Here is a 26,334-nt window from a genome sequence, read left to right on the forward strand (position 1 = left end):
CTACTGCATTACTTGATATTCAAGAATGCTGCACCGCGTACGCCGCCTGAATCACCGTGTTTTGCTTTGATGATTTTCGGACATTTAGCAACAGAAAGTAGATGCTTAGAAATGCGTTTAGGAACTTCTTGGTAAATCAACTCAAAGTTTGATAAACCGCCACCAAGAACCACAACATGTGGATCATGTGCAGTGAATATGTTGCCAAAGCAGATTGCTAACAGTTCCATGAACAGATCAACATGTTTTACTGCTTTCTCTTCACCTTCGTTATAAGCGTTGATGATGTCGATAGCTTTCTTTTTCTCGCCATTGTTGTGAGCATAAATCAGCTCAAAACCGCGTCCTGAAAGATAGTTATCCATACAGCCTTTATTGCCACAGCCACATTCTAGAAGTGGTGCTTTATCACCGCCTAAATGGAACCATGCATCAATAGGAAGACGCATATGACCGATTTCACCCGCTACGTGGTTACGACCGGAAAATACCTTACCGTTATAGATAAGACCGCCGCCGAATCCAGTACCTAGGATCAAACCTAGCACTGATGGTTCGTCTTTTAGCTCATCATCCCATGCTTCGGAAAGAGCGAAACAGTTCGCGTCGTTTTCAATTTTTACACTGCGGCCAATCTTAGCTTCTAGATCGGCACGTAGTGGTTTACCTTTTGCAGATGGAACGTTTACTGTCAGCACTGTTGCATCGTCAGCATCTTCCATACCCGGTAAACCTAAACCAATCGTACCTTCTACACCAAATTCAGCGTCATATTTAGCGACTAGACCAGCAATGGTTTCAACAAGCTGTTGGTAATCTTCAGTTGGTGTCGGAACACGTTCAGTTGCAACACGTTCAAGTTTCTCGTTGAACGCACCAAATTCAATCTTAGTGCCACCGACATCAAAGCCGTAATACATGCAAACCTCTCCTACTCTATCCCGGTAATAGGGAAATCATTAAAATCGACTCACTCACCAATTGCACCATCTGTTATCCGATTTCAATTCAAGGTATCTATCTGATATCTGCACAATTAATTCGCGATTAAAAAATATTGGCTTATTATCCATAACCGACCCTATGCAATCCGTGACCAAACACTTATTTATCCGGCTACAAGTGCTGATTGCGCAAATGTGAAGCAGTATTGAGTGCTGAGTCTCAATCTAAATTTTGCTTAAACAGCAAATAATCTCTCAGTGCGGTTTTTTCTTCTTTCGGTTTAATTCTTGTTTTACCTAACAGATAGCTTTCTTTGAACGTTTCAAACCATAAACGCAAAGTTTCTGCGCCAAGACGCTCACCAAACTTGTCCAGTGCGAGGCTGGCCACTTCAGCGGTAGCAAGATGCTGTTCATTGTCTGATTTTCTCATCACATACTGTGAAAGTACCTGCGGCTCGATGGAGATCAATGGCAAGCCAGCGAGATAAGGAGATTTTCGAACGATTCGTTTTGCTTCGCGCCAACTGCCATCGACAAAGATAAGCAATGGCTTTTTGCCAGAAGCAATACTCTCAACTTGATTCATGACTCTTGAATGTTCTTCTTCTGTTTCAGCAGGAAAAACGAGCACAGGAAAATAAGCAGGACTCTGTAAAAGATCTAACATCTGAGAATCAGGATCTGTGCGACTCCACTGATAGACATAAGTTTCTTTTACTGTATCGGCAATAAGTCTGCCCGTGTTGCTTGGCTTAAAGACTTCCTGCTGAGAAACAATAAGTAAAACCGCTACTTGCGTCTCAATGTCAGGCTGGTGTTGACACAAACAATGCGTCAAACCGACATTACAGTAAGCGCAACGTTGAATTTTACAGCCGCGAGCAAGAAAAGGTTTTGTTGATCGTTCGAGCCGATATTGGTACAAACGATGGAAAGCATGGATTCTCATATTTTGTAGAAGTACTGAAATGTTTGAAGTACTGAATACTTAGAATGACTAAAAGTGGCGCAGAGTTTAACTGCTGTTACTTGAGTTCTCCAGCGCAATTTGAACTGGAGACGATGATTGGATTACATAAGCATTGTAAAACCGTAAATGGGTATCACACGGAGGTGGATATGTCCTACCAACCAGAAACCATCAGACTAGCGTTTTTTGTTCTTGTGTTATTGATTTGTGCATTTTGGGAGTCAAATGCACCTCGTAAACATCTTTCTCAGAGCAAGTCGATCCGCTGGATAAATAACTTAGGTTTAGTCGGTTTAAACAGTGTGTTGATCGCCCTGTTAATGCCGGTCGTCGCGATTTCAGCAGCTAGTTGGGCAGAAGCTCACTCATTTGGTCTTATGAACTGGCTGAATGTTTCTCCAACCTGGGCGCTTATCTTTTCCGTTGTATTACTTGATGGCGTGATTTATTGGCAACACATCATGTTCCACAGCATCCCTTTTCTATGGCGACTCCATCGCATGCATCATGCTGATCAGGATATTGACGTGACGACTGGTGCACGATTCCACCCTATCGAAATATTGATTTCCATGTGGATCAAAATCGGAGCCGTAACCTTAATCGGTGCGCCGGTTTGGGCCGTGGTAACGTTTGAAATTGTGCTAAACGCCAGCGCTATGTTCAATCACAGCAACGCGAGACTGCCGTTAAAACTGGATTCATGGCTACGCAAACTGATTGTGACACCGGATATGCATCGAGTTCACCACTCGGTAATTGAGCGCGAAACCCACTCCAATTTTGGCTTTTTCTTATCTATTTGGGATCGCTTGTTTGGTACTTACATCGCCCAGCCTTATTTGGGCCATGATGAAATGAGAATTGGCTTACCGATGTTCAAGCGTTCTAGAGAACAATGGCTGGATAAAATGCTTACCCAACCATTTAGAGAGAAATAGAGAATGACGAGTTGATTAGCTCAGAGCATATTTATCAAGCATCGCTTTTTGTTGCCCAGCGATGTTTGCCACTTGTTGTGAGCTATCAACCATAGACTCTATCTGCTGCTTTGTTTGTGTTGCCTGATCTGAAATCTGTACGATTGAACGGCTAACATCCGCGGTCGCACGCTCTTGTTCTTCAGTCGCAACTGAAATCTGCTCTATTCTCGCTCTGATGTGGTTCACAGCACTTTCGATATCCGCAAAAGTCAGTTTTACTTCTTCGCTAGATTGAAGCGCCGACACCATTTCATTTCTCGAATCTATCACTGCTTGACGCGATTTAGCTGCAGAAGCTTCAAGCTGACTCATCATGTCGCGAATACTACCGGTTTGCTGTGTTGTGTCTTTTGCCAGTTTGCGTACTTCATCTGCAACTACAGCAAAGCCACGACCGTGATCGCCCGCTCGGGCGGCTTCAATGGCCGCGTTTAATGCCAGCAAGTTTGTACTTTCTGCAATACCGGTGATGAGGTCCACCAACTCACTAATTCGTGAAACGCTGGTGTCTAATTCAGACATCGCAGATTCATTGGTATTCAGAGAATCTTCTAATGCTTCCAATCTATAACGATTCTGCTCTACTGCTTTCACACCTTGGGAAGAATGCTCTGCCGCGGTCACGGAATCTGTATAGGAATCATTAGTTACCCCTGCGATTTCTCGAATAGACGCTTCTAACTGGTTGATGGTTGTTACCATACTTAACAGAGCTTCGTTTTGAATAGTTAACCCTTGATTCGAATGCTCCGCAGCATCATGGCTAAACTGCGCCGTCTGATAGAGCGATTCACAATTGGAAGTAACTGTAGTCAGTGACTCGTTAGTAGATAGGATAACTTGATTGAGCTTGCCCGAAATATCATGGAATTCCATAGGCCCAACCAACTGAGCGGTGTGGCTAAAGTCATGTTCTGTCATATACGTAAGATGATTCGTAATGTTACGCATCCCTTTGTTTACCCAGACTCGTAAGCCAAGCCAAGAGAGCACAACAATAGCAACCAATACACCACCGCCGACAAGTAACGCCAGTGTTATTTCACTGATGGTATTTTGCACTTCAGTTTCTTTGGTTTGAATGATGCTTGTTGTGATATCTGACAGTTCCGAAAGCTGTGCCGCAATGGTATCCGCCATCAAGGCAGCTTGCGTAAAATCAGCGTTTTGTGTTTGTGCAGTTTCCAAACGAACCATTATTTGATCCAGAATGCCGCCAGTTTTGAACCCTTCAAGAACCATTTGGTAAGGCGCAGTCAGGCTTGCAAACTCACTGATATCAGGGTGCCACTCTTTGAAGTCATCAAACGCCAGCTCTAAACCAGAAATACGAGTTTTCAGCTCTTTATACTCTTTTTGTGCCAGTTCCATGTCTTCTTGAACCATAAAGAGCAGGAACGTACTCTCCATCACTCCTGAAGCAGCAACAAAGCGGTTCGCGGCATCCATTGACTCAGGATTATCTATTGCTAAGAAAGACGCGATACGGTTCATTTCAGGCCCAATTGAACTTAATCCATATCGGAATCCTGTTGCCTGCTCGGCGATCTTGGCAGTTTGCTCAAGCTGAGTTTGTTGTGACTGTATAATTGCAGCAGAAAATTTAGAAAACTCGTCAATATTACTTGTTAGTTGCTGATGAACGGTTGGAGCAATAAGCGTACCGAACTCCTGAGTAATTCCTTTCATCTCTTCTAGACGAAGATCCGCATTTTGATCCAGCGTCAATAATTCAGCACGGATATTATTTAATTCATCGACTGTTTTTACTCTGGTGCTGTAACCAATATATTTCGCTTGCTCAAGGATATTTTGAGTTAACGCTGCATTGTTAGTTGATAACGGTAATGCTCGCTCTGATAAGTGGCTAAATTGATAACCTATTTTGTCGATACCACGAACACTCGTGACAGAAAGCACTATGACAAGTATGGTTATGGTGATAAAAATAAAGGAAAGTGTTTGAATAAGTGAAAACGTTATTCGGTGCTTGGCAGAATTATTCATTTCAAAGGCAGTCCAGTACCAGTTCAAATATAACGATGGGTATATTAGGTAATTTTTATGACACATTTATTTCATAAACCAATAATTAGACGCCCTATGTATTGGGTTTTTATGGTTTCTTTAGTCACTGGATGTGCTCAGAATCAGAGTTCGAAATATTCAACAACTCAAGATAAAGAGTTGTTGGGTTCAAATATTGGAATAGAAAAAGTTACCGAGCGAGAAGCGTCTTTTTTTAGCGTCTATAACCAGTGGCAAGGCGTGCCATACCGTTTAGGTGGGAATAATAAAAATGGAATTGATTGCTCTGCATTTGTGCAGATAGCCTATCGTGACGCTTGGCAGCTTCCATTGCCTAGAACTACCACATCACAAAGTAAAATTGGCGAAAATATCGGTTATAAGGCAGCCAAATACGGTGACCTTGTTTTCTTTAAAACGTCAAAAACAACGAATCATGTTGGGGTCTATTTGGGGAATCTTAGGTTTATGCATGCATCCACTTCGCAAGGGGTCATCATATCTCGTCTTGATAACCCCTATTGGGCATCCAAATTTTGGCAATTCAGAAGAGTGGATAGCTTGACTGATTGATTTAATCGTAAGTCGCTACCGCGGTATCAAATAAATTTTTAACCAGTGCTATGTATTCATCCAGAAAAATGATTTGATCGTTCGTTGCGGGTTTTGCCCATACGCCAGCTAACACTTCTCCTAAATCCTCCACTACAGAATCAGCTTCTTTTAGAAGTTGAAAACGTACACTTGAATGAAGTTCAGGATTCTGTTCGAAAACAGCCATGATGTTACTCGCTACCATATCAGTAACGACATCTTCTACGCTTTCTTTACCGGTGTCACCGCCACGGGTGAATACATCCATGTTGAACGCAAGATGTTCTATTAGCGCTAAATAACCATCGGTTTCTACAACCACTTTAATTCTCCGCTTTACTGCTTCGTCACCAGTAACTCACTGTACCTTCAATAATACTAAGCCATGTGAGGAAAATTTCACACATTTGATATGTTTGCTTGATGAAATTTCAAACGATTCATTGATAAAAGTCTAACTTAGTGCAAGAAAGCTATAGACTTTATACTCTCAGTTAGCGACTAAATCATTTGTTAAACTCATTGTGACTTTCTATTCAATCAAAAGGCAATATCGTTCGTGAAACGTTTTATGAGTAAGTTCACAAATATGCGGATTAACTGTCTAACAAAACTAAGTTAATGAAATTATTTGCTTTACGGTTCAGTAAAGTCACATCGATTGTTCTAAACTAATATGGACTAAAAGACGGTCGTGGAGTTCAAACTATGTGGCAAGCTATCACCCAGCAACTCTCAGATACTTTAATGTTTCAATTCGATCTTGTAGAGAAAACAAAACTACAAGGCGGTGACATTAGTGAAAGTTATATGATTACCGACGGTAAAGAGCGGTATTTTGTGAAGCTTAATGACCGCAATTTTTTACCCAACTTTGAAGCTGAAGCTGAAAACCTCCGAGTTTTGCGAGAGAGCAGCAGTATTCATGTTCCTGAACATGTCCTTACCGGCAGTACCAAAGATCACTCTTTTATTATCCTGAACTATCTCGTTACCAAACCTCTTGATGACGCGACGAACAGTTTTAAGTTCGGACTTGAACTGGCTAAGTTACATCAATGGGGTGACCAGAAAGAATACGGTTTCGACATTGATAATTACTTGGGCTGTATTGTTCAACCAAACAATTGGACAAAAAAATGGTGTCAGTTTTTTGCGGAACAAAGAATTGGTTGGCAACTTCAACTGATGCATGAAAAAGGCGTGCATTTGGTCAACATAGACGAATTCGTTGACGTGATTAAGCAAAGACTCGCAAACCACACTCCCCGACCAGCTTTGTTGCATGGTAATTTGTGGAACGAGAATGTCGCAAATTCGCCAATTGGTCCTATCTGTTATGACCCTGCAACTTATTGGGGTGACAGAGAGTGCGACATTGCCATGACCGAGCTGTTTAATGGCTTCCAACCAGAGTTCTATCAAGCCTATGAAGAAGTGCTGCCCTTAGACTTTGGCTACGTCGAACGAAAAGACATCTATAATCTCTATCACATACTGAATCACTACAATCATTTTGGTGGTCATTACTTAGATGAAGCGGAGTATCTAGTTAAGAAAATTCTGTCTTTCTAAACTTATTGATTAGACTTCTATGTTGTTAAAAATAAACAAGAAAAGAGCTAATAGACTTTAGCTCTTTTTTCTTTGTGACAAGGTCTAAAATTGCACTTATTTCTCGTTCAGAATCAACTTCTCGTCTTACTATTAAAATGAGAACAAAACAAAAAGAGCGAGAATCAAAATGAAAAACTTTATACAAAAATCGATTCTATGTCCCCATTGTGGGCACCATGTTCCTGTGACTTTGGATTCTTCAAATGGCAGCCAAGAGTTTTATGATGACTGCCCTGCTTGCTGTAATCCGATTCACATTAATTTGATGGTCAACGAACAGTTAGACACAGTAGAACTTCAAGTCGATGCGGATGACGAACAAATCTTCTAACCGCCTTTGATTTTTGATCTGGCAAATAACCTATTGTTTGGCAGCCAGCACTCGTTCAACGGTATCTACAATCGCTTGAGTTTGTGGATCAAGTTCAACATTCACTTTGTCACCAACCACACGTTGACCAAAGAGCGTTCTCTGTAACGTTTCAGGAATGAGGTGAACATTAAAACGATTCTCTCTGACTTCCCCAATTGTCAGCGAGCAACCATCTAAGCCAATAAATCCTTTCGGCAAAACATACTTCATATATCGAGGTGATAACTCGAACCAAATCGTCTTATTGTTTGGTGTTTCAATCACGTCTTTAATAGTAGCGGTATCCATAATGTGACCAGACATCGTATGGCCGCCAATTTCATCACCAAATTTTGCTGCTCTTTCGATGTTGACCATCGAGCCGATTTCAAGCTCCCCTAAATTGGTTAGCTTAAGCGTTTCTTGCATTAAATCGAATGAAACACGATTTTCATCGATATGAGTGACGGTTAAACAGCATCCGTTGTGAGCGATAGAAGCACCAATCGATATCCCTTGATTTAATAAGGGTTCTAGCTCAATAACATGGGTTTGAAATTTGTCTTTTTTATCAATAGCCACGACTTTCGCCATGCCTTGCACAATCCCAGTAAACATTTAGTATTTCCGATAGTTTTTCGTGGTGATCAGTGTGACATTTCTTTATCATTCCCACCAGTACGACCCGCCGATTAATTAAGCAGTAAATATTCCGTTCGGAGAAGTTTGTGCAACATTATAAAAATGAAATAAAAAAATTAGTAAAGTTATCAACGCCAGTTCTCATTGCTTCCATTGCTCAAACAGGTATGAGTTTCGTCGATACCGTTATGGCTGGTGGCGTAAGCGCTACCGACTTAGCGGCAGTATCGGTTGCTTCGAGCATTTGGATGCCGACCATTCTATTTGGTATTGGCCTTTTGATGGCATTAGTGCCTGTCGTGGCCCAGTTAAATGGGTCTGGAAGACAGCATAAAATCGCATCTGTTATACATCAGGGTGGATTTTTAGCTCTAATCGTTTCGATTCCAACCATCATAGTGCTTCTTCAAGCTGGTGCTATTTTGGAAGTGATGGAAGTTGAAACCTTAATGGCGCAAAAAACCATTGGCTATATCACTGCGATGATCTTTGCCGTGCCTGCATTCTTGCTCTTTCAGGTATTGCGCAGTTTTGCTGAGGGTATGTCTCTGACTAAGCCCGCGATGGTAATTGGTTTCTTTGGCCTATTGATCAACATCCCGCTCAACTGGATCTTCGTATATGGTAAGTTAGGCGCACCGGCTCTTGGCGGCGTTGGTTGTGGCGTAGCGACGCTGATTGTGTATTGGCTGATGTTCCTGATGTTGTTGTTCTATGTAGCGACATCGAACCGTCTTGCGCACATCAAGTTGTTCGAACGCTTCCATAAGCCAGAATTCAAACCACAATGGCGCTTATTCAAACTTGGATTACCTGTTGCAGCATCTATATTTTTTGAGGTCACACTCTTCGCTGTTGTAGCTGTTGCCTTAGCTCCTTTTGGTTCATTGGTTGTTGCTTCACACCAGGTAGCCATTAACTTCTCTTCGTTGATTTTTATGTTACCTATGAGTATTGGTGCGGCGGTATCCATTCGAGTAGGACATACTCTGGGTGAAGAAGATGTTAAAGGTGCCGCTGTCGCGTCGCATGTGGGACTATTTTTCGGTGTAGCAACGGCATTATTGACCGCTGCCCTGACGGTGATTTTCCGCGAACAAATCGCGTATCTTTACACCGATAACAGAGAAGTAATCAACTTGACTATGCAACTGTTGATTTTTGCAGGAATCTACCAATGTACTGATGCTATTCAGGTAATTGCTGCCGGATCTCTGCGTGGTTATAAAGACATGAATGCCATATTTGTCCGAACCTTTATTGCCTATTGGCTGCTTGGTTTACCGACCGGATATGCGCTGGCAATGACAGACTGGATTGTCGAGCCGATGGGAGCTAAAGGTTTCTGGATAGGCTTTATTGTGGGTTTAAGCTCTGCAGCCATAATGCTGAGTTTCAGATTATTGTGGATACAAAAACAGGATGAGCAAATTCAACTGGATTTTGCGTCTAAGTAATTTGCTTTACAACAATAGATTAAAGGTCAGCAATTGCTGACCTTTTTCATATGCGGTTTAGTCGTTTTCACTTTCTAAATAGGTATCTTCTAACCCTGCGATTACGCTCTGATACGTGTCGATTTCACACACAAACACGACGATTTTCTCTATAAAGCTCATAATGTGCTCCTACTCTTTCAAACCGTGAACATGCATACGACCTGCAATCAATCCCATGCTGTAACCATGATCCAGTAATGCCTTGTTCATGGTTAGGCGTTTAACTGCAAAATGCTCTGGTGGTGCAATCACCCGAATGTTGGCGTCTTTCGGAGGATTACGAATAAATTCAAGTGAACCATTATATTTTTCAGCGCGCACAGTGACTGATTTTGCCACTTCCGGATAGCGGGCAAAGAGTTTTTTCATCATCCATTTGCTTTTCACTTTCGGCATTTCGTAACTTTCTGGATGTGAGAGCACAACTGTAATGTCTCTGGCTCCTCGACGATAAGCTTCTTTAACTGGAATGGAATCTGAGACACCACCATCGGTATAGCATTGCCCATCAAAACAAGGTGTTTTTTTATATACGAGTGGCAACGCTGAAGTCGCCTCTATTGCCGTAACAAAATTTTCTGGTGTTACTTGATAGTAGTCCGGCTTACCTGTTTGGATATTTGTCGCGGCAGCATAAAACGGTACTGAAGAAAAAAGCGCTTCTTCATTAATGGGATAACGTTTGTTCGCTTCATTAAGCAACCAGCGAACATCGACCAAATCACCACCTTTTAAAAAGCGGCGCGGATTATAGAATTCGCTACTGGTAGCAAGTTGCGTAATCACTTGGTAACTGCGTAACGGTTGATTAGACAAATAGCTGACAAGATTAGAAGCACCAGCAGAAACACCCATTACAAAATTATATGGGCGGTGGTTTAGTTCCATAAACGAATCAAGTACGCCGCTAGCAAATATGCCACGCATCGCCCCACCTTCTACTACTAACGCTTTCTGTTCTGCCATTATTAAACCCTTATTATTGTTCTAACCGTATAAAGATAAATCTTAGTGGTTAAGCTCGCAAATGGGTTTGATTTATCAATTGGATAGATATAACCGATTAAGCAGTAACTTCTTTAGCTGTAATCATATTCGTCAATTTGTTTGCTTCGAGACGTGGGCAGTTTGCGCATAGTGACCGCCCTTCACATTTATAGACCAGACAACAACTGGTTCTGACCAGTTTTAATTTGTTGGTGGTGCTATCAATTTTGAGGTTACTGATATGCTTTTGTGGCAAATCGAAAGCCTCTAGCCAAAGTTGCGCATGTCTAAGGATGGTGTTGTTTGAGTAGCTTGGTCTGATTTCTTGTAAACGTACTAAACAATTAAGGAGATGATCAGCGAGTAGATGATGCGTGAACCCCGGACGAATTCTTCCCCATTGATTGATCGCATCCCTATAAGTTTCAAACAGGTGAGATAATTGCTGCCCCGCTTTTTTAATCAGTGTTGCTCGACGGGCATGTGTCCATTCATGGTCTCTAAAACTAAACCCTGCGATAAAACAGTTCTGTTTGTTTTGAGAAATGGTTGAAACGTCAGGTAGTGCTCGCTGTGCATAAATCGCGACGAAAGAAACGAAAACAGGCTGCCAGCAAAGCAAATCCCATGTGCGAGTTAACCAATACGGTTGACCAGCTTCTGGATTCCGCTCGGCGATTTCATTGTAAAGCCGTTCAATCGACTCAGGACTTAAAGAAGGAGGCGGCTCATTGAATGTGGTTGTCTCTTCAAGACAGCCATCCAAGTATGGCGTTATCTGTCTGGCATGAAGGAATAATTTTTCGAAATGTAGAGTGGATAAACCCATTGATAATAGCTGTAGCATTAAGAATTTATCAAATAATATCTATTATCATTACCAGTTGCAAACCATTATCATTACAAGAAAATAGCCTATAAATAGGCCATCTCTTAAGAAGTTTGGTTGTCTTTTACTTTGCGTAGCTGCGTTAAATACTTTATCCAGCTTTTTGCTTCTTCTGATGGCTCAAGATTGTTGGCTTTCTTCGCTTCAATCAATGCTGGTTCGAGTTGGTTAAGTTTATACAGAGCCTTGGTTCGGGCTAAAGCAACTTGAGCTTGTTTGCCCTTCTCTTTGACATTATCCAACTCAGATAATGCATCATCATAGCGCGCTTGTTGCATGAGTATCTGAGCAATATTCCAGTGGTATTTCGCATCGAATTTAGAAGCTAATGCCCAAGCATCGATTGCTTTATCCCACTCTTTTGCTTGTTGCCAGTAATAAGCACGCTCAGTGATTAAATCCACATTCGTCTGCGCTTCTTTCAAGAGCTCTAATACAAGTCCTGCACGCTCAGGAATACCGTTATGCGCATAAAGCTGAGCTAATAAACGTAAATCCGCATCACTCAATTCGATTTTTTGCAATTGAGCTAAACCTAAACTGCTCAATGCATCTTTTTTCTTGCCGGTTCGCAGCTCCAAGTTAACTAGTTGCAACCACCAGTTACTACGTTGTGGCTCCAGATTTATCAGCTTCTTAAGGGTTGGAATAGCTTGCTCCCAGCGCTCAAGCTGAAGCTGTGCTCCCAACTTAACTGAAAGTGGGGTCACGCTATCCGGTTGTTTGAACTTGTCATATTCAGAGATTGCAGTAAGTGTTTTTTGCCACTGCTCCATCTGGTAATGAACTTGAGCAATTCGCAACCATAGTTCGCTGGCGTTCTGGGTCGTTGGTATGTTTTTGCTTAATTGATAGTAATGAGGCAATGCTTGCTTATACTGCTGATTCATCAGAAGCAGGTCTGCTAACATACGCTCTGTTAACCAACCTTGGTCATCTTTGAGTTCGCCACTAACAACCGCTTGTTCCAAAGCAGTGATGGCCGGTTTGAGCTGTTCATTCTGCCAATAGAAAACGCCAAGCATTCGAGAAAAGTAAGCCTTGTCATAAGCTCGCGAAACATCGGCTGTTTTCAGCGTTTCAATCGCCTGAGACAATTTGTTCTCTTGCGCCAACTGATTGGCTTTCAGCGCTTTATTGGCTGCATACTGACTCAGTTCCGCCGCAACACTCCAAGATGCGGAACTTATCAGTAATAGACAGATGATCATTCGTTTCATCATTTGGCTAACTTAAACTCCAATTTCACAGATTGTCCGGGTTGAGTAACCGCTTTGCCATCTACTAGTTTAGGCTGATACTTCCAGTTTCTTAGCGCACGTATCGCTTCACGCTCAAACACTCGCTTAGGTTCAGCTTCCAGAACTTCGATATCTGTTGGTTGCCCTGTTTCGTCAATAGTAAAACTCATCACCACGTACCCTTCAATCCCCCTTTGTAAAGCACGAGCTGGGTATGTTGGCTCGACACGATGCAGCGGCATCGCTTGTTGATTCGCACCAATATCACCAAAGGTTGGAGCGTTGATAGCAATACCATTGATCGCTGTATCTAAACCTAGTGATGGAACACTCGAAAGCTGAGAACTGTTTGCTACAGCAGTCTGTTTTTTAGAAACCGGTGATTCAGGCGGTGGCTCTGGTAATTCTGGTTGTTCTGGAACACTTCGTTGTCTGCGTTGCACTTGGTTTTCTTGCTCTAACATCACCATGTTGAAGCTAAGAGGCTGGCTCGCTTTAGGTGCACCTTGATTACCGTTATCAACCATCCAAGCCATAAATGCGAACAAGCTGAGAGAGATAAGTGCAGCTATCGGCGTCGCGAACAATAAACGCAGCATCAACGCTTCTCCGCGGCAAGTGCAATACTTTTAACCCCTGCACCTTTGGCTGCATCCATTACTTGCACGACAGTTCCGTTATACGCATGCTCGTCAGCCTGAATCACCAACGAAGCTTCAGGTTGTTCCAGCAACAGGTGCTCTAGTGTCGCCTGCACTCTTTCTACATCCACTTGTCGTTTATCAATAAAAATGTCGTTCGCTGAGGTAATCGCTACGAAAATACCCGCATCTTTTTGACTGACGACATTTGAAGCCGTAGGACGATTAACTTCCACGCCTGATTCACGAACAAATGAACTTGTCACGATGAAGAAAATCAACATGATAAATACGATATCCAACATCGAAGTGAGGTCTATTTGAGCCTCTTCTTGCTGAGATTGACGTCGACCGAGTCTCATCGTTGACTCCTTAAAGATTTTTCTAATTTCATTTCTAACAAACGACAGGTTTTCACTAGACGAGCATGAACAAACATACCTGCTAACGCAGCAACCATACCAGCCATAGTCGGTAATGTGGCCAGTGAAATACCTGACGCCATCAATTTTGGATCGCTGCTGCCCTGAGTTGCCATCACATCAAAGACTGAGATCATCCCCGTCACTGTGCCTAGTAAACCCAGCATTGGGCAGATAGAAACCATCACTTTAATGACGTTGAGATTCTGAGTTAATGCGATGTGTGCTTGCCCAATCCAACCTTGCTTAATGGCGTGAGCATGCCATGAGTGATGCTCACTACGTTGGTGCCATTGCTCAATCCACTGTTTACGCTGCTTAGGAAAAGTAAATGCCAGATATAGAATACGTTCGATAACCAACAACCAATACACCGCAACAACCGCAGCCAACCACCACAATACTGCGCCACCCTGATCCATAAACTCAATCAGTGGTAAAAACAGATCATTGAGTGGCATTAACCAGTCAGCTTGCATTTTCAACCCTTACGCCGCATTGACCATCTTCGCAGAACCGGTTTCGCTGCTTTCACGTTCAGCTTGCTCTGCCACTAAACCAATACCCTGTTTTTCCAAAATATTGCGAATGTTCTCTGCCTGAGTACTTAAAATATTGTGGGCAAGTAACAGCGGCATAGCAGCAACAAGACCTAATACAGTCGTCACTAGTGCCATCGAAATACCACCCGCCATTACTTTAGGGTCGCCATTACCGAACTGAGTGATCACTTGGAAGGTTTCGATCATACCGGTTACGGTACCCAGCAGACCAAGCATAGGCGCAAGTGCTGCTAGCAGTTTGAGCATTGACAAACCTTTTTCTAAACCTGATTGTTCATCAACAACGGCTTCTAAAAGACGCAATTCTAAAGCTTCAACGCTGCGATGCTTTTCTTTATCGTGAACTGAAAGAACTCGACCTAGCGGATTGTTTCCAGGCTGCTGTGGATTTTTAAGCTGCGCGGAAATCTTTTGTCGAGCAATGGCCAGTGAACCACCACGATATAAAGCAATCACTAAACCGATAGCCAATAGTACTAGTATGATCTTTCCGACTACACCACCCGCTTCAAGGCGCTGTTCAAGCGTAGGCGTCAAGGCTAACTGCTCCAGCAGAATACCGTGTGACGGATCCATAACAACAGATGAAACATTTCCGTTTTCTAAAGCTTTTAGCGAGTTGAGCGTCGGTGTATTTTCAGGCTGAACCGAATACGCGACAGCATCTTTGCGACCATTATTCCACTGCAAATAACCTTGCTCTGAAACCAGTCCAAAAGCACCTAGACGAGTAGCTTGAACCGTTTGTTTGCGACCTTCACCATCAATCAGCGTTACGTTTGTGGTAGAAGTTTCTCCACTTGCTGTGATCTGCTCTTGCATCGCTTGCCACAAACCCGTCAGTTGTGTCATCGAAGGCAAAGATTTAGCAGCAACGATATCTTCAATCACGCCAGCATTCGTTTGGCGATCAACACCTGTCACTGATTGGGAAAGATCCCCTTGGATTTCTTTTGCATTTTGGCGAACAACACCAAAAATTTCGCCGAGACTGCCAGTCTCCAGACGCAGTTTTTCTTCTAAACGAGCCAGCGAATCTTCATTTTTAGAAAATTCGGCAGAAAGTTTGTCAGCTTGGCTTTGCAGATTGTTTCGCTTCGCCAACAACTGAGCTTTTTTATCCTTTTGTTGTTGTTCAGTAAGCTTAAATTCCGCTTCACGTTTAACATCGTGATTACGTTGAACGGTATTTTCTGTTTTCGCTTGGCTAACAATATCCGTCGCAGCAACTGCAGATGCATTAGCACCAATCAGTAACGCAGCACAGAGTAACGGAGCAAATTTGTTGTTCATATTAGTTTGCCTCCGCATTAACAAGTGACACTGGTAGAGTAATCAACGTTGGCGCGATTTGTTTCGCCGCTAAACTATAAGCTGTATCAAGGTCTGATTTATAACTGCTTTCAAGCGGTTGCCATTGCTTCTGCGATTGATTCCAAGTCCAGTATTGGGTTGCATTTGGATTACGGGCAATTAAAGCCACTCTACCCAGATAGAGAATATCGGCATCGACTGACTCATTGTCATTTAAGCTAATTTGACCTTGATAAGAGCCAAGTTTACGGCCGTAATCCATTTCGATTTGGTAGGCTTCAAGAATTCTTCTGAATTTTTCAGCATCGCTGACATCTGCTCTTGGCATAAGAGACTTTAACTGTTCAAGACGATCAGTACGTGCTTGTAAACGGATAGGTTTGTCTTGCTCAAGAATAGTCTGCAAACCATCAATCATCTGGTACATAAGAGGCACTATGCCCTGACGAGTATCTTTGATCTCTTCAATTTGTTTATCCAGACTCACCATTTCTTGTTTCTGGTTATCCACCAGAGCCTGTAAGTGATTTCGATACACTTCTAAGTTTTTTACTTGCTCGCTTAGCTGTTCAATTTCAGCCTGCAGTTCGATTGCAGAATTTGAACTCTTATCGATTTTCTTTTGACTCGCGGCAGAAGCTGCGTTGGTTTTATTTTGAATCGCTTTTGCGTCATCAAGCGTATTGGCGTGAATGGGCAAAGCTATTGATGCAGAAATAAGGATAAAACTGGATTTTAGAAAATTCATCATGTTAATCAGATAGCGCGTTGTTGTATTGGGATGGTAATGATAAAGGCTCTCATTATCAACTGTAATTTCAATTATCAGTTATTTTTTACTTACAACCTTTATGCCTTCAGACAATATGTGCTGAATTTGCAGCGATGGAAAGTGTTTAAAGAGAATAGAGATGAGTTATGGGGTTAAGAATGAAAAAAGGTGGCATTAACCACCTTTTTATATCTGCTTATTTTAGTAGCTTAATCCGGTAAGCTTAGCCACATGAATCATTTGATTACGTAAGTTTGCAGCGATTTCGTCCAAACGCTGCTTTTCTTCTTCTGTAAATGGATGGATGAGAATCTTCTCTACCCCATTCTTACCGATGACAGCAGGTAAGCTCAAAACAACATCTTTGTAGCCGTATTCACCACGTAATAGTGTACCTACGGGCAGCACTGAATGTTCGTTGATCATGATTGCCTGAATAATGCGGAACACGCTCGCAGCTATACCATGAACGGTATTGTTTTTACGTTTGAAGATTTCAAACCCCGCTTGCTTTACCGATTCCAATAGCTCATCAGCGTCAATTCGAGGAATATTGTTTGAATCACAGTAGTAGTCAGCAGGCTGCCCAGCAATGCTGATCAAACTCTTAGGTGTAAAACACTCACTGCCGTGTTCACCTAACACGTAACCAAACACGTTTTTAGGGTCTAAGTTGACACGGTGAGCCACAATCGCCATCAAACGTGCAGTATCAATAACACAACCCGCAGAAATAACGCGCGAAGGACTGTAACCCGTATTCGCCACAATACTATGTGTGACAATGTCACAAGGGTTAGTCACCACAATGAGTATTGCTTTAGGTGCAACACGCTCGATTTTCTTCGCGATATCGACACCAATCTTTGCGTTGATTTCAGCCAAGTCCATACGAGTCTGGCCTTGTTGAATTTGCGCACCTGCGGTAATGACCACGATATCAGCACCAATCAACTCCATGTAATCATCGGTTGGTGTAATGCGAGTATTTTTAGAGAAAGTTAGCGCCGCTGTGTGTCTGAAATCGAAAGCTTCGCCTTCTGCTCGTTTCACATCGAGGTCAAGAATAGTCAGCTCACTCACACTACCTAAGGTTAATAAGTAGTTACAGATACCTACTCCAACAGCACCAGCACCAATAACACCAATTTTCATATTCGTTCCTTGAACAACTTAGCAAGATCAAATTTAGGATTGTGGATTTTACTAGTATTAGCAACATTCATTCCAATTATATTTTGCATTACAGCTATATCACGGCGTTATTGGCTGCAATATCGCTCTTTTATAGTTCATTAATCAATCATTACGTTCCAAGTTGGTGCAGCGATCGTGTCGTTTATTAATGTGATTGAAGTCACCTGATCCATAAATCTTTAACCTTAGTGACATTTTTCGTCCACCTACGTGAAACATTTCTTCGCCACCATAGCATCAAACGAAACACAAACAGTATCGTTCGAAACTTAACAAGGAATAAAGTCAATGAATAAGCTATGGGTAGCAGGGTTGCTTTCGGCAACAGTTTCAGGAACTTCTTTTGCAGCGACTGAAATTACGTGGTGGCACGCAATGGGCGGACAACTGGGCGAAACAGTAAACAAAATCGCTTCGGACTTTAACGCTTCGCAAACCGAATACAAAATCACGCCTGTCTTTAAAGGTTCTTACACAGAGACATTAACCGCGGGTATTGCTTCGTTTCGTGCGGGCCAATCGCCAAACATTCTTCAAGTGTTTGATGCTGGCGCTGCAACGATTATGAATGCTCCGGGCGTAGCGAAACCTGTTCAGGACATTATGATTGATGCAGGTTTCCCATTCTCTGCACAAGACTACTTAGCGGGTGTTCGCAACTTCTATGCGGACCAAAACGGCAAAATGGTCGGCATGCCATTTAACAGCTCTACACCTGTTCTTTATTACAACAAAGATATCTTAGCGAAAGTCGGTGCCGAAGCGCCTAAGACTTATGAGCAGCTAGAAGCATTAGCTGAAAAGCTAAAAGCAAAAGGCTATGTTGCATTTTCAGAATCACACACGCCTTGGATTATGTTCGAGAACTTTAAATCTCGTCATAACCTACCTCTAGCCGATAAAGAAAATGGCTATAAAGATCTGTCATCGAAAATCATGTTCAACACCAAAGACATGGTGATGCATTTCAGCAAACTGAAAGAGTGGTCGGACAAAGGTTACTTCAAGTATTACGGAAGTGACTGGGACGCAAACCAAACACCATTCGAACGTCAAGAAGTGGCTATGTGGATGGGTTCTTCAGGTTCATTCGGCGGCCTGCGTAGTCGCGTGAAGTTTGAGCTGGGCACAACTTACCTTCCTTACTGGGAAAAACTCAATGACAAAGGCGTTCATACCTTCATTGGTGGCGCTGCGCTATTTGCCATGAGTGGTCACTCTAAAGAACAAGACAAAGGTGTTGCGAACTTCTTTGCTTACCTGACTAAGCCTGAAGTACAAATGTACTGGCACAAAACAACAGGATATGTGCCTGTTACTAATGCTGCTTACGAACTGACTAAGCAATCTGGTTACTACAATGAACAACCAGATGCGGAAGTGGGCGTTAAACAATTGAGCTTAGCCTCAGGTGAATGGAACAAGGGCTATCGTCTAGGTTTCTACCCACAGATTCGTGAAGTAATGCACCGTGAATTCGACAACATTTTCGCAGGTCGTTCAACCGTTCAGGCAAGTCTGGACAAAGTGGAAGACGAAAGTGACAAACTGCTGGATCGTTTTGCACGTACAGTGAAATAACTCTGTATCAGCCCACTGAATGTAATGTTCAGTGGGCATTTCTTTTTATCAATTGGACAAAGCTTGTGGAACGTCGACAACAATTTTTTCACTCTCCAATGCCCTACTTTTTGCTTGCTCCGCAAATCGCAATTATTGCTATTTTTTTCGTTTATCCAGCAGCAAAAGCCGTTTATCTCTCTTTCATGCTTGAAGACCCATGGGGCATGTCTTCAACGTTTGTCTGGTTTGAAAATTACCAAATTCTTTTTCAGTCTTCAGACTATTTAGAATCACTCGGATTCACTCTCATTTTTTCAATCCTAGTATCGTTTTTGTCACTAGCGATTGCGCTCTTACTAGCTGTAAAAGCCGACAACATTATTCACGGACAAAGCGCCTATAAAGTCACTCTCACATGGGTGTATGCGGTTGCACCGGCAATCGCTGGTATCATCGGTGGTTTCTTATTTAACCCACACATTGGCGTTCTTACTGATTTCTTAGAACATCTGGGTTGGAAATTCAGCGTACAAACCGACCCTCTTGATGCCACTATCGCACTCATTTTAGTTTCTGTCTGGAAACAGGTTGCGGTGAACTTTGTTTACTTTCTCGCAGGTCTTCAGTCGATTTCGTACGCCGTAAAAGAGGCAGCAACACTGGATTGCGTCAGTGACAGCAAACGCTTCTGGACCATTACCTTTCCGCTTCTCGCTCCAACCGGATTTTTCCTGCTGGTGATTAACCTCACCTACGCATTCTTCGACACCTTTGGCGTTATTGACACTTTGACAGATGGCGGCCCCGGAGGCTCAACCACTTCGCTGGTTTACAAAGTCTACCGTGACGGCTTTGTTGGCGCAGATTTAGGCGGCAGCTCAGCACAATCTGTGGTGCTGTTACTACTGGTATTGGCATTGACCTTTATACAGTTCCGTTTTGTTGAAAAGCGCGTGCATTACTAAGGGAAACCGATGAAAAGTAATTCTCTCTCCGATCATTTGATATTGATTCTTGGCGCTCTGTTTATGCTGGTGCCGTTATGGTTGATTTTTGCCAGTTCAACCCATGAACCTAACGTGCTGGTAAGCCAAGGCCTGCAATGGGATATCGGCAACAACCTGTCAGCTGTGTATAGCGAAGCGTGGAACAAAAGCCTTGGTTTTACTGGTGATGTCACTGCAAAAACCATGATCTTCAACTCCGTCATCATGGGGCTTGGTTTTGCTATCGGTAAAATCATCATTTCAATGATGGCGGCTTATGCTCTGGTCTATTTCCGCCTGCCTTATGCAAGTGCATGGTTTTGGCTGATATTTGTCACCCTGCTTCTGCCGCTCGAAGTTCGAATCATTCCCTCTTATGAGGTGGTATCGAGCTTAGGCATGCTCAATAGTTATTCAGGATTAATCCTGCCTCTAATTGCTTCAGCCACGGCGACTTTTTTCTTTCGTCAGTTTTTTAAAACCATTCCTGATGAACTGCTGGAGGCGGCGCAATTAGATAACGCAGGCCCAATTCGATTTTTTATCGATATCTTGTTTCCGCTATCGAAAACCATGATGACCGCCATCTTCATCATCATGTTTGTTGTGGGTTGGAACCAGTACTTGTGGCCAATCATGATGACCACTGATGAGCAGTACAACACCATAGTTATGGGTATCAAACAGATTCTTAATAACATCAATGAAACCAATAGCCCTAGATACGACTATGCCTTTGCCATGGTCATTCTCGCTATGCTGCCGCCTGTATTGGTTGTAGTGATATTCCAACGTTGGTTCGTTAAAGGATTAATTGAAAGTGAAAAATAATAACTCAATGCATCTCGTACATAGCTCTGCGAGCATTAAGCAGGACAACGTAATGTTAGATATCAAACAATTAGTAAAAACATATGAAAATGGCCATCAAGCAGTGAAAGGCGTAGACCTTTCCATTAACGAAGGCGAGTTCTTGGTACTCGTGGGGCCATCTGGTTGTGGTAAGTCTTCGATCCTACGTTCAATTGCCGGTTTAGAAAGCATTAGCAGCGGTGAAATACATTTGGCTGGGCGTCGCGTGGATACAGAAAAACCAGCAAAACGCGATATAGCTATGGTATTCCAGAACTACGCGCTATATCCGCACATGAGTGTATACAATAACTTAGCCTATGGTTTGAAGAATCGCGGCGTTGATAAAAGCACCATAGAGCAAAAGATTCAAAAAGTTGCTAAGACACTGAAAATAGAAGAATACCTAGACCGCAAACCAGCAAAACTGTCTGGCGGACAGCGTCAGCGTGTTGCCATGGGACGCGCGATCGTTCGCGATCCTCAACTATTTTTATTTGATGAACCTTTATCGAACCTTGATGCTGCTCTTCGCGCTCACATGCGACTGGAGATCAAAAAGCTGCAAAGAGAACTGGGTGTAACCAGTGTGTATGTTACCCACGACCAAGTGGAGGCAATGACACTGGCGGATCGCATCGTAGTTCTTAAACTTGGTGAAATTGAACAAGTTGGTACCCCTGCCGAGGTGTATCACAAACCAGCGAGTACTTTTGTTGCGAGCTTTATTGGTAGCCCAGCAATGAACTTTATGCCCGCATCCTTAGTTCATGGTCAGTTGCATGTCGCTGGTAAGCAGTTCTTCCTGCCTGAGTATGAAGGACTCAGTATGGAAAATCTCACGCTGGGCGTTCGTCCTGAACACGCGGAGATCACTCATTCAAATTCAAGTAGTGATGCAATTACACTGACGCTATCCATTCATGTCGTGGAGCCACTCGGACCAAACCAACTGGTTCATGGCAGCTTAAACAGTATAGATAGCGACGACAGTTTTATTGCCGTGACACCTGAAATGAATCTGGATAACAACGCTCCGCTGAGTATTTCGGTATCTCGCACCAATCTGCATCTGTTTGACGAGCAAGGCAAACGTCTCTGCCCTGTCTCTCTTGCTAAACGAGCTATTGCGTAAGGATTGATGTGAGTTTATCTACCAGACAAAAACAGATTTTGGAGTACTTGCAACACGCTCACGGCGTGTTGTCCAGCGACCTATTGTCACAGCGCTTTGATGTGTCCGTTCAGACGATTCGTAAAGATATGAATGACTTGAGCGACAAAGGTATGGTTCGACGAGTTCACGGTGGCATTTCGCTACCCAGTCCAAATGACAATCTGTCATTCACCAATCGCGAGTTAATCAACCTCTCTGCTAAGCAGAAAATCGCACAACGAGTGGTAAAAGAGCTACCCGAGGGCACCAGTATTTTCCTCGGTATTGGAACGACGCCCAAATACGTTGCACAGGCTCTGCTTGATCATCCGGGGCTAACGGTCGTAACCAACAATATCAATGCGGCGTTAACCTTAAGCCGCAATCCGAATATTGCTGTCTATCTGGCCGGCGGCGCTGTTCGCCCTTCCGATGAAGATACCGTGGGTGAAACCACTACCCGCTTTTACCGACAATTCAATATTAAAATTGGAATTTTCGGTGTCGGAGGCTTCAACGATAAAGGACAATTACTGGATTTTACGCCAGAAGAGTCAGGGCTTACGCGTGCAATTATCGAACAAAGTCAGCAATGTTGGTTAGTTGCAGACAAAACGAAATTTGGGCGCTATGCTCCCGTTGTTAGTGGTGAACTATCAGAAATGAAGCGACTGTTTGCCGATGAAGCCACCAATGAATTTATGACGTTATGCCACTCCCACCATGTTGAACTGGTGGTTGCGTAGAACTGTTCAGCTCTCGTTTTCAATAAAGGAATTTGTATGTCTCTGATCGTTGTCGGTCACAGAGGTGTTGCAGGCACCTATCCGGAAAATACTCGTGTGAGTGTTCAAGCGGCTATCGATATGGGTTTATCGTGGGTCGAAGTTGATATTCAACCCACCAAGGACAACATACTTATCGTTTGTCATGACCACACCATTAATCGTTGTAGTAATGGTAAAGGTCGAGTGGATGCTTATACCCTTGCAGAGCTCAAGAGTTTCGATTTTGGCGCGTGGTTCTCTGAGCAATTTGCAGGTGAAAGCATAATGACGCTGGATGAGTTACTTGAACTGGCTCAGCAGCATCAGTTAGGTTTGAATCTCGAAGTCAAAGTGGATAAACACGATGTCACCAGTGTGGTTTCTCAACTCAAACAGCAATTGGATCAGCACCCTATCGCTAAAGAGCAGATTGTGTTGTCAAGCTTTAGCCACGATATCATCCGCGAACTACACCAGCACTGCTCTGGCTATAAATTGGGTGTATTGAGTGAGCGTTTATCGACAAAAGACAAAGCGCTGCTTGATGAAGTGAGTGCCTTTAGCTGTAACCTGAACTACAAGTGGATCACTGAAAAGCACATCCAGTATTTGAAACAGCACCACTACCAAATTTGGTGCTATACAGTTAATGAAGCAGAACGTTTCCCACATCTCGACAAAGTCGATGCTATATTCTCTGACTGGCCAAGTCGCTTCATTTAACTGAAATCGTTAAATGATTATTAGCTTGCAAAAACGCCCGCGATTGCGGGCGATCTATTAATTTAAAGTTGCTGAATAATTACGAGAACAGCGACTTATCTACTTTTATGATCGCTTTACGCACTGGCATCGGTCTGTTATCCGTTGCTACCAACGGACGATGAGGCTGACCTGGGTAGAAAACAATAAACTCACCGGCAGTAAGTGATGCAAAGTGTTCTTCCTCTAATTGCTCACTGAATGCGAGATCTTTTTCAGCAAGGAAATCTTCATCCAAACCTTTAAATGGCGTTAGGCTGTAGCCAAACGATTCTCTGCCTTCAAGCAGAATCTGCACATCTAAATAACGGCTATGGCATTCAGATTTTCGTTGTTCTAAAAGCTGAGTGTGGTCATCCACCAGCATGAAGAATACATTCGAGCCATCAATTTCGTGACGACCATTTTCAATCGGAGTTTCTAAACGATCTAATACTGATGTAATAATTTTTTTAGTTCTGGCGCTAGAAAGCCAGCAAACTCAAGGTGTGACGTTTTACCTACAAACACGACAATGATCCTATATAAGTGTTACAACTGCACGCAGTTTACCGCTATTCATTAAGATAAAACGTGATAATTGAAACAATGTTTTAATTTAAATTAAAGGCCAAAGATTATTTGCCGCTATTCTGATGTAGGTCAATCACAAGGTCAATCTCCAAGGCATTACACGATATAACTTAGGGGCAAACGCAAAAACGCCAATCAACAAATGATTGGCGTTCGAAAGATTATCGGCAGAGCAAACAAGTATTAATCAAGCCATGCACTTAACATCCAGATCAACTTTTCTTGCTCGCGGATATAGTCACTCATTAATGCAGCAGTACCTTCATCACCCACTTCTGACGCGTAACTCAATACCTTGCGTTGCTGCCCAATCAGTAGGCTGAAACCTTCCACTAACCCTTTCATGGTGCTGTCGCCATCAGTAGCATTGGTGTGTTCGCTAATTTTTGAACGCTCTAGATACTGACTAAAGCTATGCACTGGCTGAACTTCAAGAGTCAGGATACGTTCTGCGATTTCATCAATCTTCAGTTGTAGATCAGTATAGATTTCTTCAAATTTTGCATGTAATTCAAAGAACTTTTTACCTTTAATATTCCAGTGATAACCACGAGTGTTCATGTAAAACACCTGATAGTTAGCCAATAAATTATTCAATGCTTCCGCGAGTTCTAGGCTCTGTTCTTTATCGAGACCAATAAGATTTTTTTTCATAACATCACCTCTTATGTTGATATTCTTTGCTTCGTTGAGAGAATAATAAGCGCTGGTGATGTTAAATAGAAATCGTATGAATCCATTAATTCAATAGGAATATCCTATTGAATGAGGCTCTCATTTTCGCACCAGCTATCGATAACAACATTAATTTTCGAACATTTCTTGATTTAACTCAGGGCTAAGCGAAGCGTCGGGAGGCATGGTACATCTCCTGTTTTCCTTAGAGATTTTGTTATGCCTGTTATTAACGATCAGCGTCTTATTGAACACTTTCTAGAAATTATCCAAATCGACAGTGAGTCAGGCAAAGAGAAGGCAATTGCCGATGTTCTTTCAGCTCAGCTTGAAGACCTTGGATTCGAAGTGCACAAACTTCCTGTTCCTGAGAGTGTTTCAAACGGCTACAACATCTATGCTCGTCTAGAAGGTTCGCTTGCTGGCAGCACAGTTTTCTCATGCCATATGGATACGGTAAGTCCGGGAAATGGAATTCAACCTGTCATTGAAGATGGCATTATCCGCTCTGCGGGTAACACTATTTTGGGTGGTGACGACAAATCTGGTATTGCAGCAATTCTTGAGGCTGTTAAAACTCTGAAAGAAGAAAATACCGCGCATCAAACTATTGAAATCGCTTTTACCGTTCATGAAGAAGGCGGCTTAATGGGTTCTAAACACTTTGATATGAACTACATTCAGTCGGACAAAGCGATTGTTCTTGATACTGGCGGCCCAATTGGCACCATTATTACAGCGGCACCGGGCCAACAAAAACTAAAAGTAACTGTTCACGGTAAACCTGCACACGCAGGATTAGCGCCAGAAGAAGGTATCAGCGCAATTTCCGTTGCTGCGGATGCCATTACGCAAATGAACTTATTGCGTATTGATGAAGAAACCACAGCTAACATCGGTATGGTAAACGGCGGTTTGGCAACAAACATCGTAATGCCTGAACTCACCATCGTTGCTGAAGCGCGTTCTCTCAACAATGAAAAACTGGCCGCTCAGGTAAAACATATGGTTGATACCTTTGAGGCTGTTGCTGAAAAGCACGGTGCAACGGTAGAGATCGATTCTCAGCGCTCTTACAATGCCTTTGTTATGAATGATAGTCACCCACACATCGCGGCTATCAAGCAAGTGTTCGAATCTATGGATATTGAGCCTAGAACCAAGAGTACGGGCGGCGGTAGTGATGCGAATAACTTCAATGAAAAAGGTTTAACTACGGTTAACCTGTCAACGGGTATGTCAAAAGTACACACCACCGAAGAGTTCATCGCGGTTGCGGATCTCATCAAGATCAGCGAATTCATCAAAACCTATCTGACGCGTTAATTCTTACTGCCAATGA

27 protein-coding genes and 1 pseudogene are annotated in these 26,334 nt (G+C 42.8%); 12 read left to right on the forward strand and 16 right to left on the reverse strand.

From position 1 onward, the window contains the following. Positions 1-8: 8 nt before the first annotated feature. On the reverse strand, positions 9-920 hold the full coding sequence (nagK, locus tag P4S58_RS07150; RefSeq protein WP_042482296.1) for an N-acetylglucosamine kinase: 912 nt from the start codon (positions 918-920) through the stop codon (positions 9-11). Between the two features lie 244 nt (positions 921-1,164). After that, positions 1,165-1,896, reverse strand: coding sequence for a tRNA-uridine aminocarboxypropyltransferase (locus P4S58_RS07155; RefSeq protein WP_337163377.1), 732 nt, complete (start codon positions 1,894-1,896; stop codon positions 1,165-1,167). 170 nt (positions 1,897-2,066) lie between these two features. Between P4S58_RS07155 and P4S58_RS07160 the strand changes: the two genes are divergently transcribed. Then, a complete protein-coding gene (locus P4S58_RS07160; protein WP_042482291.1) occupies positions 2,067-2,858 on the forward strand; it encodes a sterol desaturase family protein in 792 nt (263 codons plus the stop codon). 15 nt (positions 2,859-2,873) lie between these two features. Here the strand turns inward: P4S58_RS07160 and P4S58_RS07165 are convergent, their stop codons facing one another. Further along, the gene (locus P4S58_RS07165) at positions 2,874-4,907 is read right to left on the reverse strand and encodes a methyl-accepting chemotaxis protein (RefSeq protein WP_102966630.1); all 2,034 of its coding nucleotides are present in this window, start codon (positions 4,905-4,907) and stop codon (positions 2,874-2,876) included. A gap of 57 nt (positions 4,908-4,964) precedes the next feature. Between P4S58_RS07165 and P4S58_RS07170 the strand changes: the two genes are divergently transcribed. Further along, entirely contained in the window at positions 4,965-5,501 is a 537-nt protein-coding gene (locus tag P4S58_RS07170; RefSeq protein WP_237292681.1) for an NlpC/P60 family protein, read from the forward strand. Position 5,502: 1 nt separating this feature from the next. Here P4S58_RS07170 and P4S58_RS07175 read toward each other — a convergent pair whose 3' ends face one another. Beyond that, entirely contained in the window at positions 5,503-5,844 is a 342-nt protein-coding gene (locus P4S58_RS07175) for a DUF3802 family protein (RefSeq protein WP_042482288.1), read from the reverse strand. A 386-nt stretch (positions 5,845-6,230) separates the two neighbouring features. Here P4S58_RS07175 and P4S58_RS07180 point away from each other — a divergent pair, with 386 nt between their 5' ends. Together P4S58_RS07180 and P4S58_RS07185 are read left to right on the forward strand one after the other, a co-directional pair. Continuing rightward, on the forward strand, positions 6,231-7,097 hold the full coding sequence (locus P4S58_RS07180) for a fructosamine kinase family protein (protein ID WP_042482286.1): 867 nt from the start codon (positions 6,231-6,233) through the stop codon (positions 7,095-7,097). Positions 7,098-7,266: 169 nt separating this feature from the next. Beyond that, positions 7,267-7,470, forward strand: a complete 204-nt coding sequence (locus P4S58_RS07185; protein WP_042482284.1) for a CPXCG motif-containing cysteine-rich protein — start codon at positions 7,267-7,269, stop codon at positions 7,468-7,470. 30 nt (positions 7,471-7,500) lie between these two features. Here P4S58_RS07185 and P4S58_RS07190 read toward each other — a convergent pair whose 3' ends face one another. After that, positions 7,501-8,109 (reverse strand): riboflavin synthase, encoded by a 609-nt coding sequence (locus P4S58_RS07190; RefSeq protein WP_042482282.1) that lies wholly within the window; start codon positions 8,107-8,109, stop codon positions 7,501-7,503. Between the two features lie 110 nt (positions 8,110-8,219). Here P4S58_RS07190 and P4S58_RS07195 point away from each other — a divergent pair, with 110 nt between their 5' ends. Further along, the gene (locus tag P4S58_RS07195) at positions 8,220-9,590 is read left to right on the forward strand and encodes an MATE family efflux transporter (protein WP_337163380.1); all 1,371 of its coding nucleotides are present in this window, start codon (positions 8,220-8,222) and stop codon (positions 9,588-9,590) included. Between the two features lie 171 nt (positions 9,591-9,761). Here the strand turns inward: P4S58_RS07195 and P4S58_RS07200 are convergent, their stop codons facing one another. The 9 genes from P4S58_RS07200 to P4S58_RS07240 all read right to left on the reverse strand — a co-directional run bounded on the left by P4S58_RS07200 (position 9,762) and on the right by P4S58_RS07240 (position 17,616). Further along, positions 9,762-10,598 (reverse strand): patatin-like phospholipase family protein, encoded by an 837-nt coding sequence (locus P4S58_RS07200; protein ID WP_337163381.1) that lies wholly within the window; start codon positions 10,596-10,598, stop codon positions 9,762-9,764. A 97-nt stretch (positions 10,599-10,695) separates the two neighbouring features. Then, positions 10,696-11,466 (reverse strand): siderophore ferric iron reductase, encoded by a 771-nt coding sequence (locus P4S58_RS07205; protein WP_337163382.1) that lies wholly within the window; start codon positions 11,464-11,466, stop codon positions 10,696-10,698. An 86-nt stretch (positions 11,467-11,552) separates the two neighbouring features. Beyond that, complete coding sequence (locus tag P4S58_RS07210) at positions 11,553-12,728, reverse strand: BTAD domain-containing putative transcriptional regulator (protein WP_174435410.1); 1,176 nt, start codon at positions 12,726-12,728, stop codon at positions 11,553-11,555. Beyond that, entirely contained in the window at positions 12,728-13,348 is a 621-nt protein-coding gene (locus tag P4S58_RS07215; RefSeq protein ID WP_102968995.1) for an energy transducer TonB, read from the reverse strand. Before P4S58_RS07215 ends, P4S58_RS07210 begins: the two co-directional genes overlap by 1 nt. Next, a complete protein-coding gene (locus tag P4S58_RS07220; protein ID WP_042482271.1) occupies positions 13,348-13,752 on the reverse strand; it encodes an ExbD/TolR family protein in 405 nt (134 codons plus the stop codon). The genes P4S58_RS07215 and P4S58_RS07220 overlap by 1 nt, the downstream gene beginning before the upstream one ends. Then, on the reverse strand, positions 13,749-14,291 hold the full coding sequence (locus P4S58_RS07225) for a MotA/TolQ/ExbB proton channel family protein (RefSeq protein WP_042482269.1): 543 nt from the start codon (positions 14,289-14,291) through the stop codon (positions 13,749-13,751). The genes P4S58_RS07220 and P4S58_RS07225 overlap by 4 nt, the downstream gene beginning before the upstream one ends. A gap of 9 nt (positions 14,292-14,300) precedes the next feature. Further along, positions 14,301-15,668, reverse strand: a complete 1,368-nt coding sequence (locus P4S58_RS07230) for a MotA/TolQ/ExbB proton channel family protein (protein WP_337163384.1) — start codon at positions 15,666-15,668, stop codon at positions 14,301-14,303. Between the two features lies 1 nt (position 15,669). After that, entirely contained in the window at positions 15,670-16,437 is a 768-nt protein-coding gene (locus P4S58_RS07235) for a DUF3450 domain-containing protein (protein ID WP_337164533.1), read from the reverse strand. 225 nt (positions 16,438-16,662) lie between these two features. Next, positions 16,663-17,616 (reverse strand): lactate/malate family dehydrogenase, encoded by a 954-nt coding sequence (locus tag P4S58_RS07240; RefSeq protein WP_102942003.1) that lies wholly within the window; start codon positions 17,614-17,616, stop codon positions 16,663-16,665. 330 nt (positions 17,617-17,946) lie between these two features. Here P4S58_RS07240 and P4S58_RS07245 point away from each other — a divergent pair, with 330 nt between their 5' ends. The 6 genes from P4S58_RS07245 to P4S58_RS07270 all read left to right on the forward strand — a co-directional run bounded on the left by P4S58_RS07245 (position 17,947) and on the right by P4S58_RS07270 (position 23,705). Continuing rightward, positions 17,947-19,239 carry an extracellular solute-binding protein gene (locus tag P4S58_RS07245; RefSeq protein WP_042482264.1) on the forward strand — a complete coding sequence of 431 codons (1,293 nt, stop codon included), beginning with the start codon at positions 17,947-17,949 and terminating at the stop codon, positions 19,237-19,239. A gap of 65 nt (positions 19,240-19,304) precedes the next feature. After that, complete coding sequence (locus tag P4S58_RS07250; RefSeq protein WP_042482263.1) at positions 19,305-20,186, forward strand: ABC transporter permease subunit; 882 nt, start codon at positions 19,305-19,307, stop codon at positions 20,184-20,186. 9 nt (positions 20,187-20,195) lie between these two features. Further along, a complete protein-coding gene (gene ugpE / locus P4S58_RS07255; RefSeq protein WP_042482262.1) occupies positions 20,196-21,038 on the forward strand; it encodes a sn-glycerol-3-phosphate ABC transporter permease UgpE in 843 nt (280 codons plus the stop codon). A gap of 7 nt (positions 21,039-21,045) precedes the next feature. Continuing rightward, positions 21,046-22,194 carry a sn-glycerol-3-phosphate ABC transporter ATP-binding protein UgpC gene (gene ugpC, locus P4S58_RS07260; RefSeq protein ID WP_443089017.1) on the forward strand — a complete coding sequence of 383 codons (1,149 nt, stop codon included), beginning with the start codon at positions 21,046-21,048 and terminating at the stop codon, positions 22,192-22,194. Positions 22,195-22,202: 8 nt separating this feature from the next. Further along, complete coding sequence (locus tag P4S58_RS07265) at positions 22,203-22,961, forward strand: DeoR/GlpR family DNA-binding transcription regulator (protein ID WP_337163388.1); 759 nt, start codon at positions 22,203-22,205, stop codon at positions 22,959-22,961. Between the two features lie 36 nt (positions 22,962-22,997). Continuing rightward, a complete protein-coding gene (locus tag P4S58_RS07270; RefSeq protein WP_337163389.1) occupies positions 22,998-23,705 on the forward strand; it encodes a glycerophosphoryl diester phosphodiesterase in 708 nt (235 codons plus the stop codon). 79 nt (positions 23,706-23,784) lie between these two features. Here the strand turns inward: P4S58_RS07270 and P4S58_RS07275 are convergent. Then, positions 23,785-24,254: pseudogene (locus P4S58_RS07275) on the reverse strand (YhcH/YjgK/YiaL family protein). A 246-nt stretch (positions 24,255-24,500) separates the two neighbouring features. Then, positions 24,501-24,971 carry a Dps family protein gene (locus tag P4S58_RS07280; RefSeq protein ID WP_102964204.1) on the reverse strand — a complete coding sequence of 157 codons (471 nt, stop codon included), beginning with the start codon at positions 24,969-24,971 and terminating at the stop codon, positions 24,501-24,503. Positions 24,972-25,211: 240 nt separating this feature from the next. Here P4S58_RS07280 and P4S58_RS07285 point away from each other — a divergent pair, with 240 nt between their 5' ends. Then, positions 25,212-26,318 carry a M20/M25/M40 family metallo-hydrolase gene (locus P4S58_RS07285; protein ID WP_337163392.1) on the forward strand — a complete coding sequence of 369 codons (1,107 nt, stop codon included), beginning with the start codon at positions 25,212-25,214 and terminating at the stop codon, positions 26,316-26,318. Positions 26,319-26,334: the final 16 nt, after the last annotated feature.

The sequence above is a fragment of the Vibrio sp. Hal054 genome, assembly GCF_037162405.1.
Lineage (GTDB): Bacteria > Pseudomonadota > Gammaproteobacteria > Enterobacterales > Vibrionaceae > Vibrio > Vibrio diazotrophicus.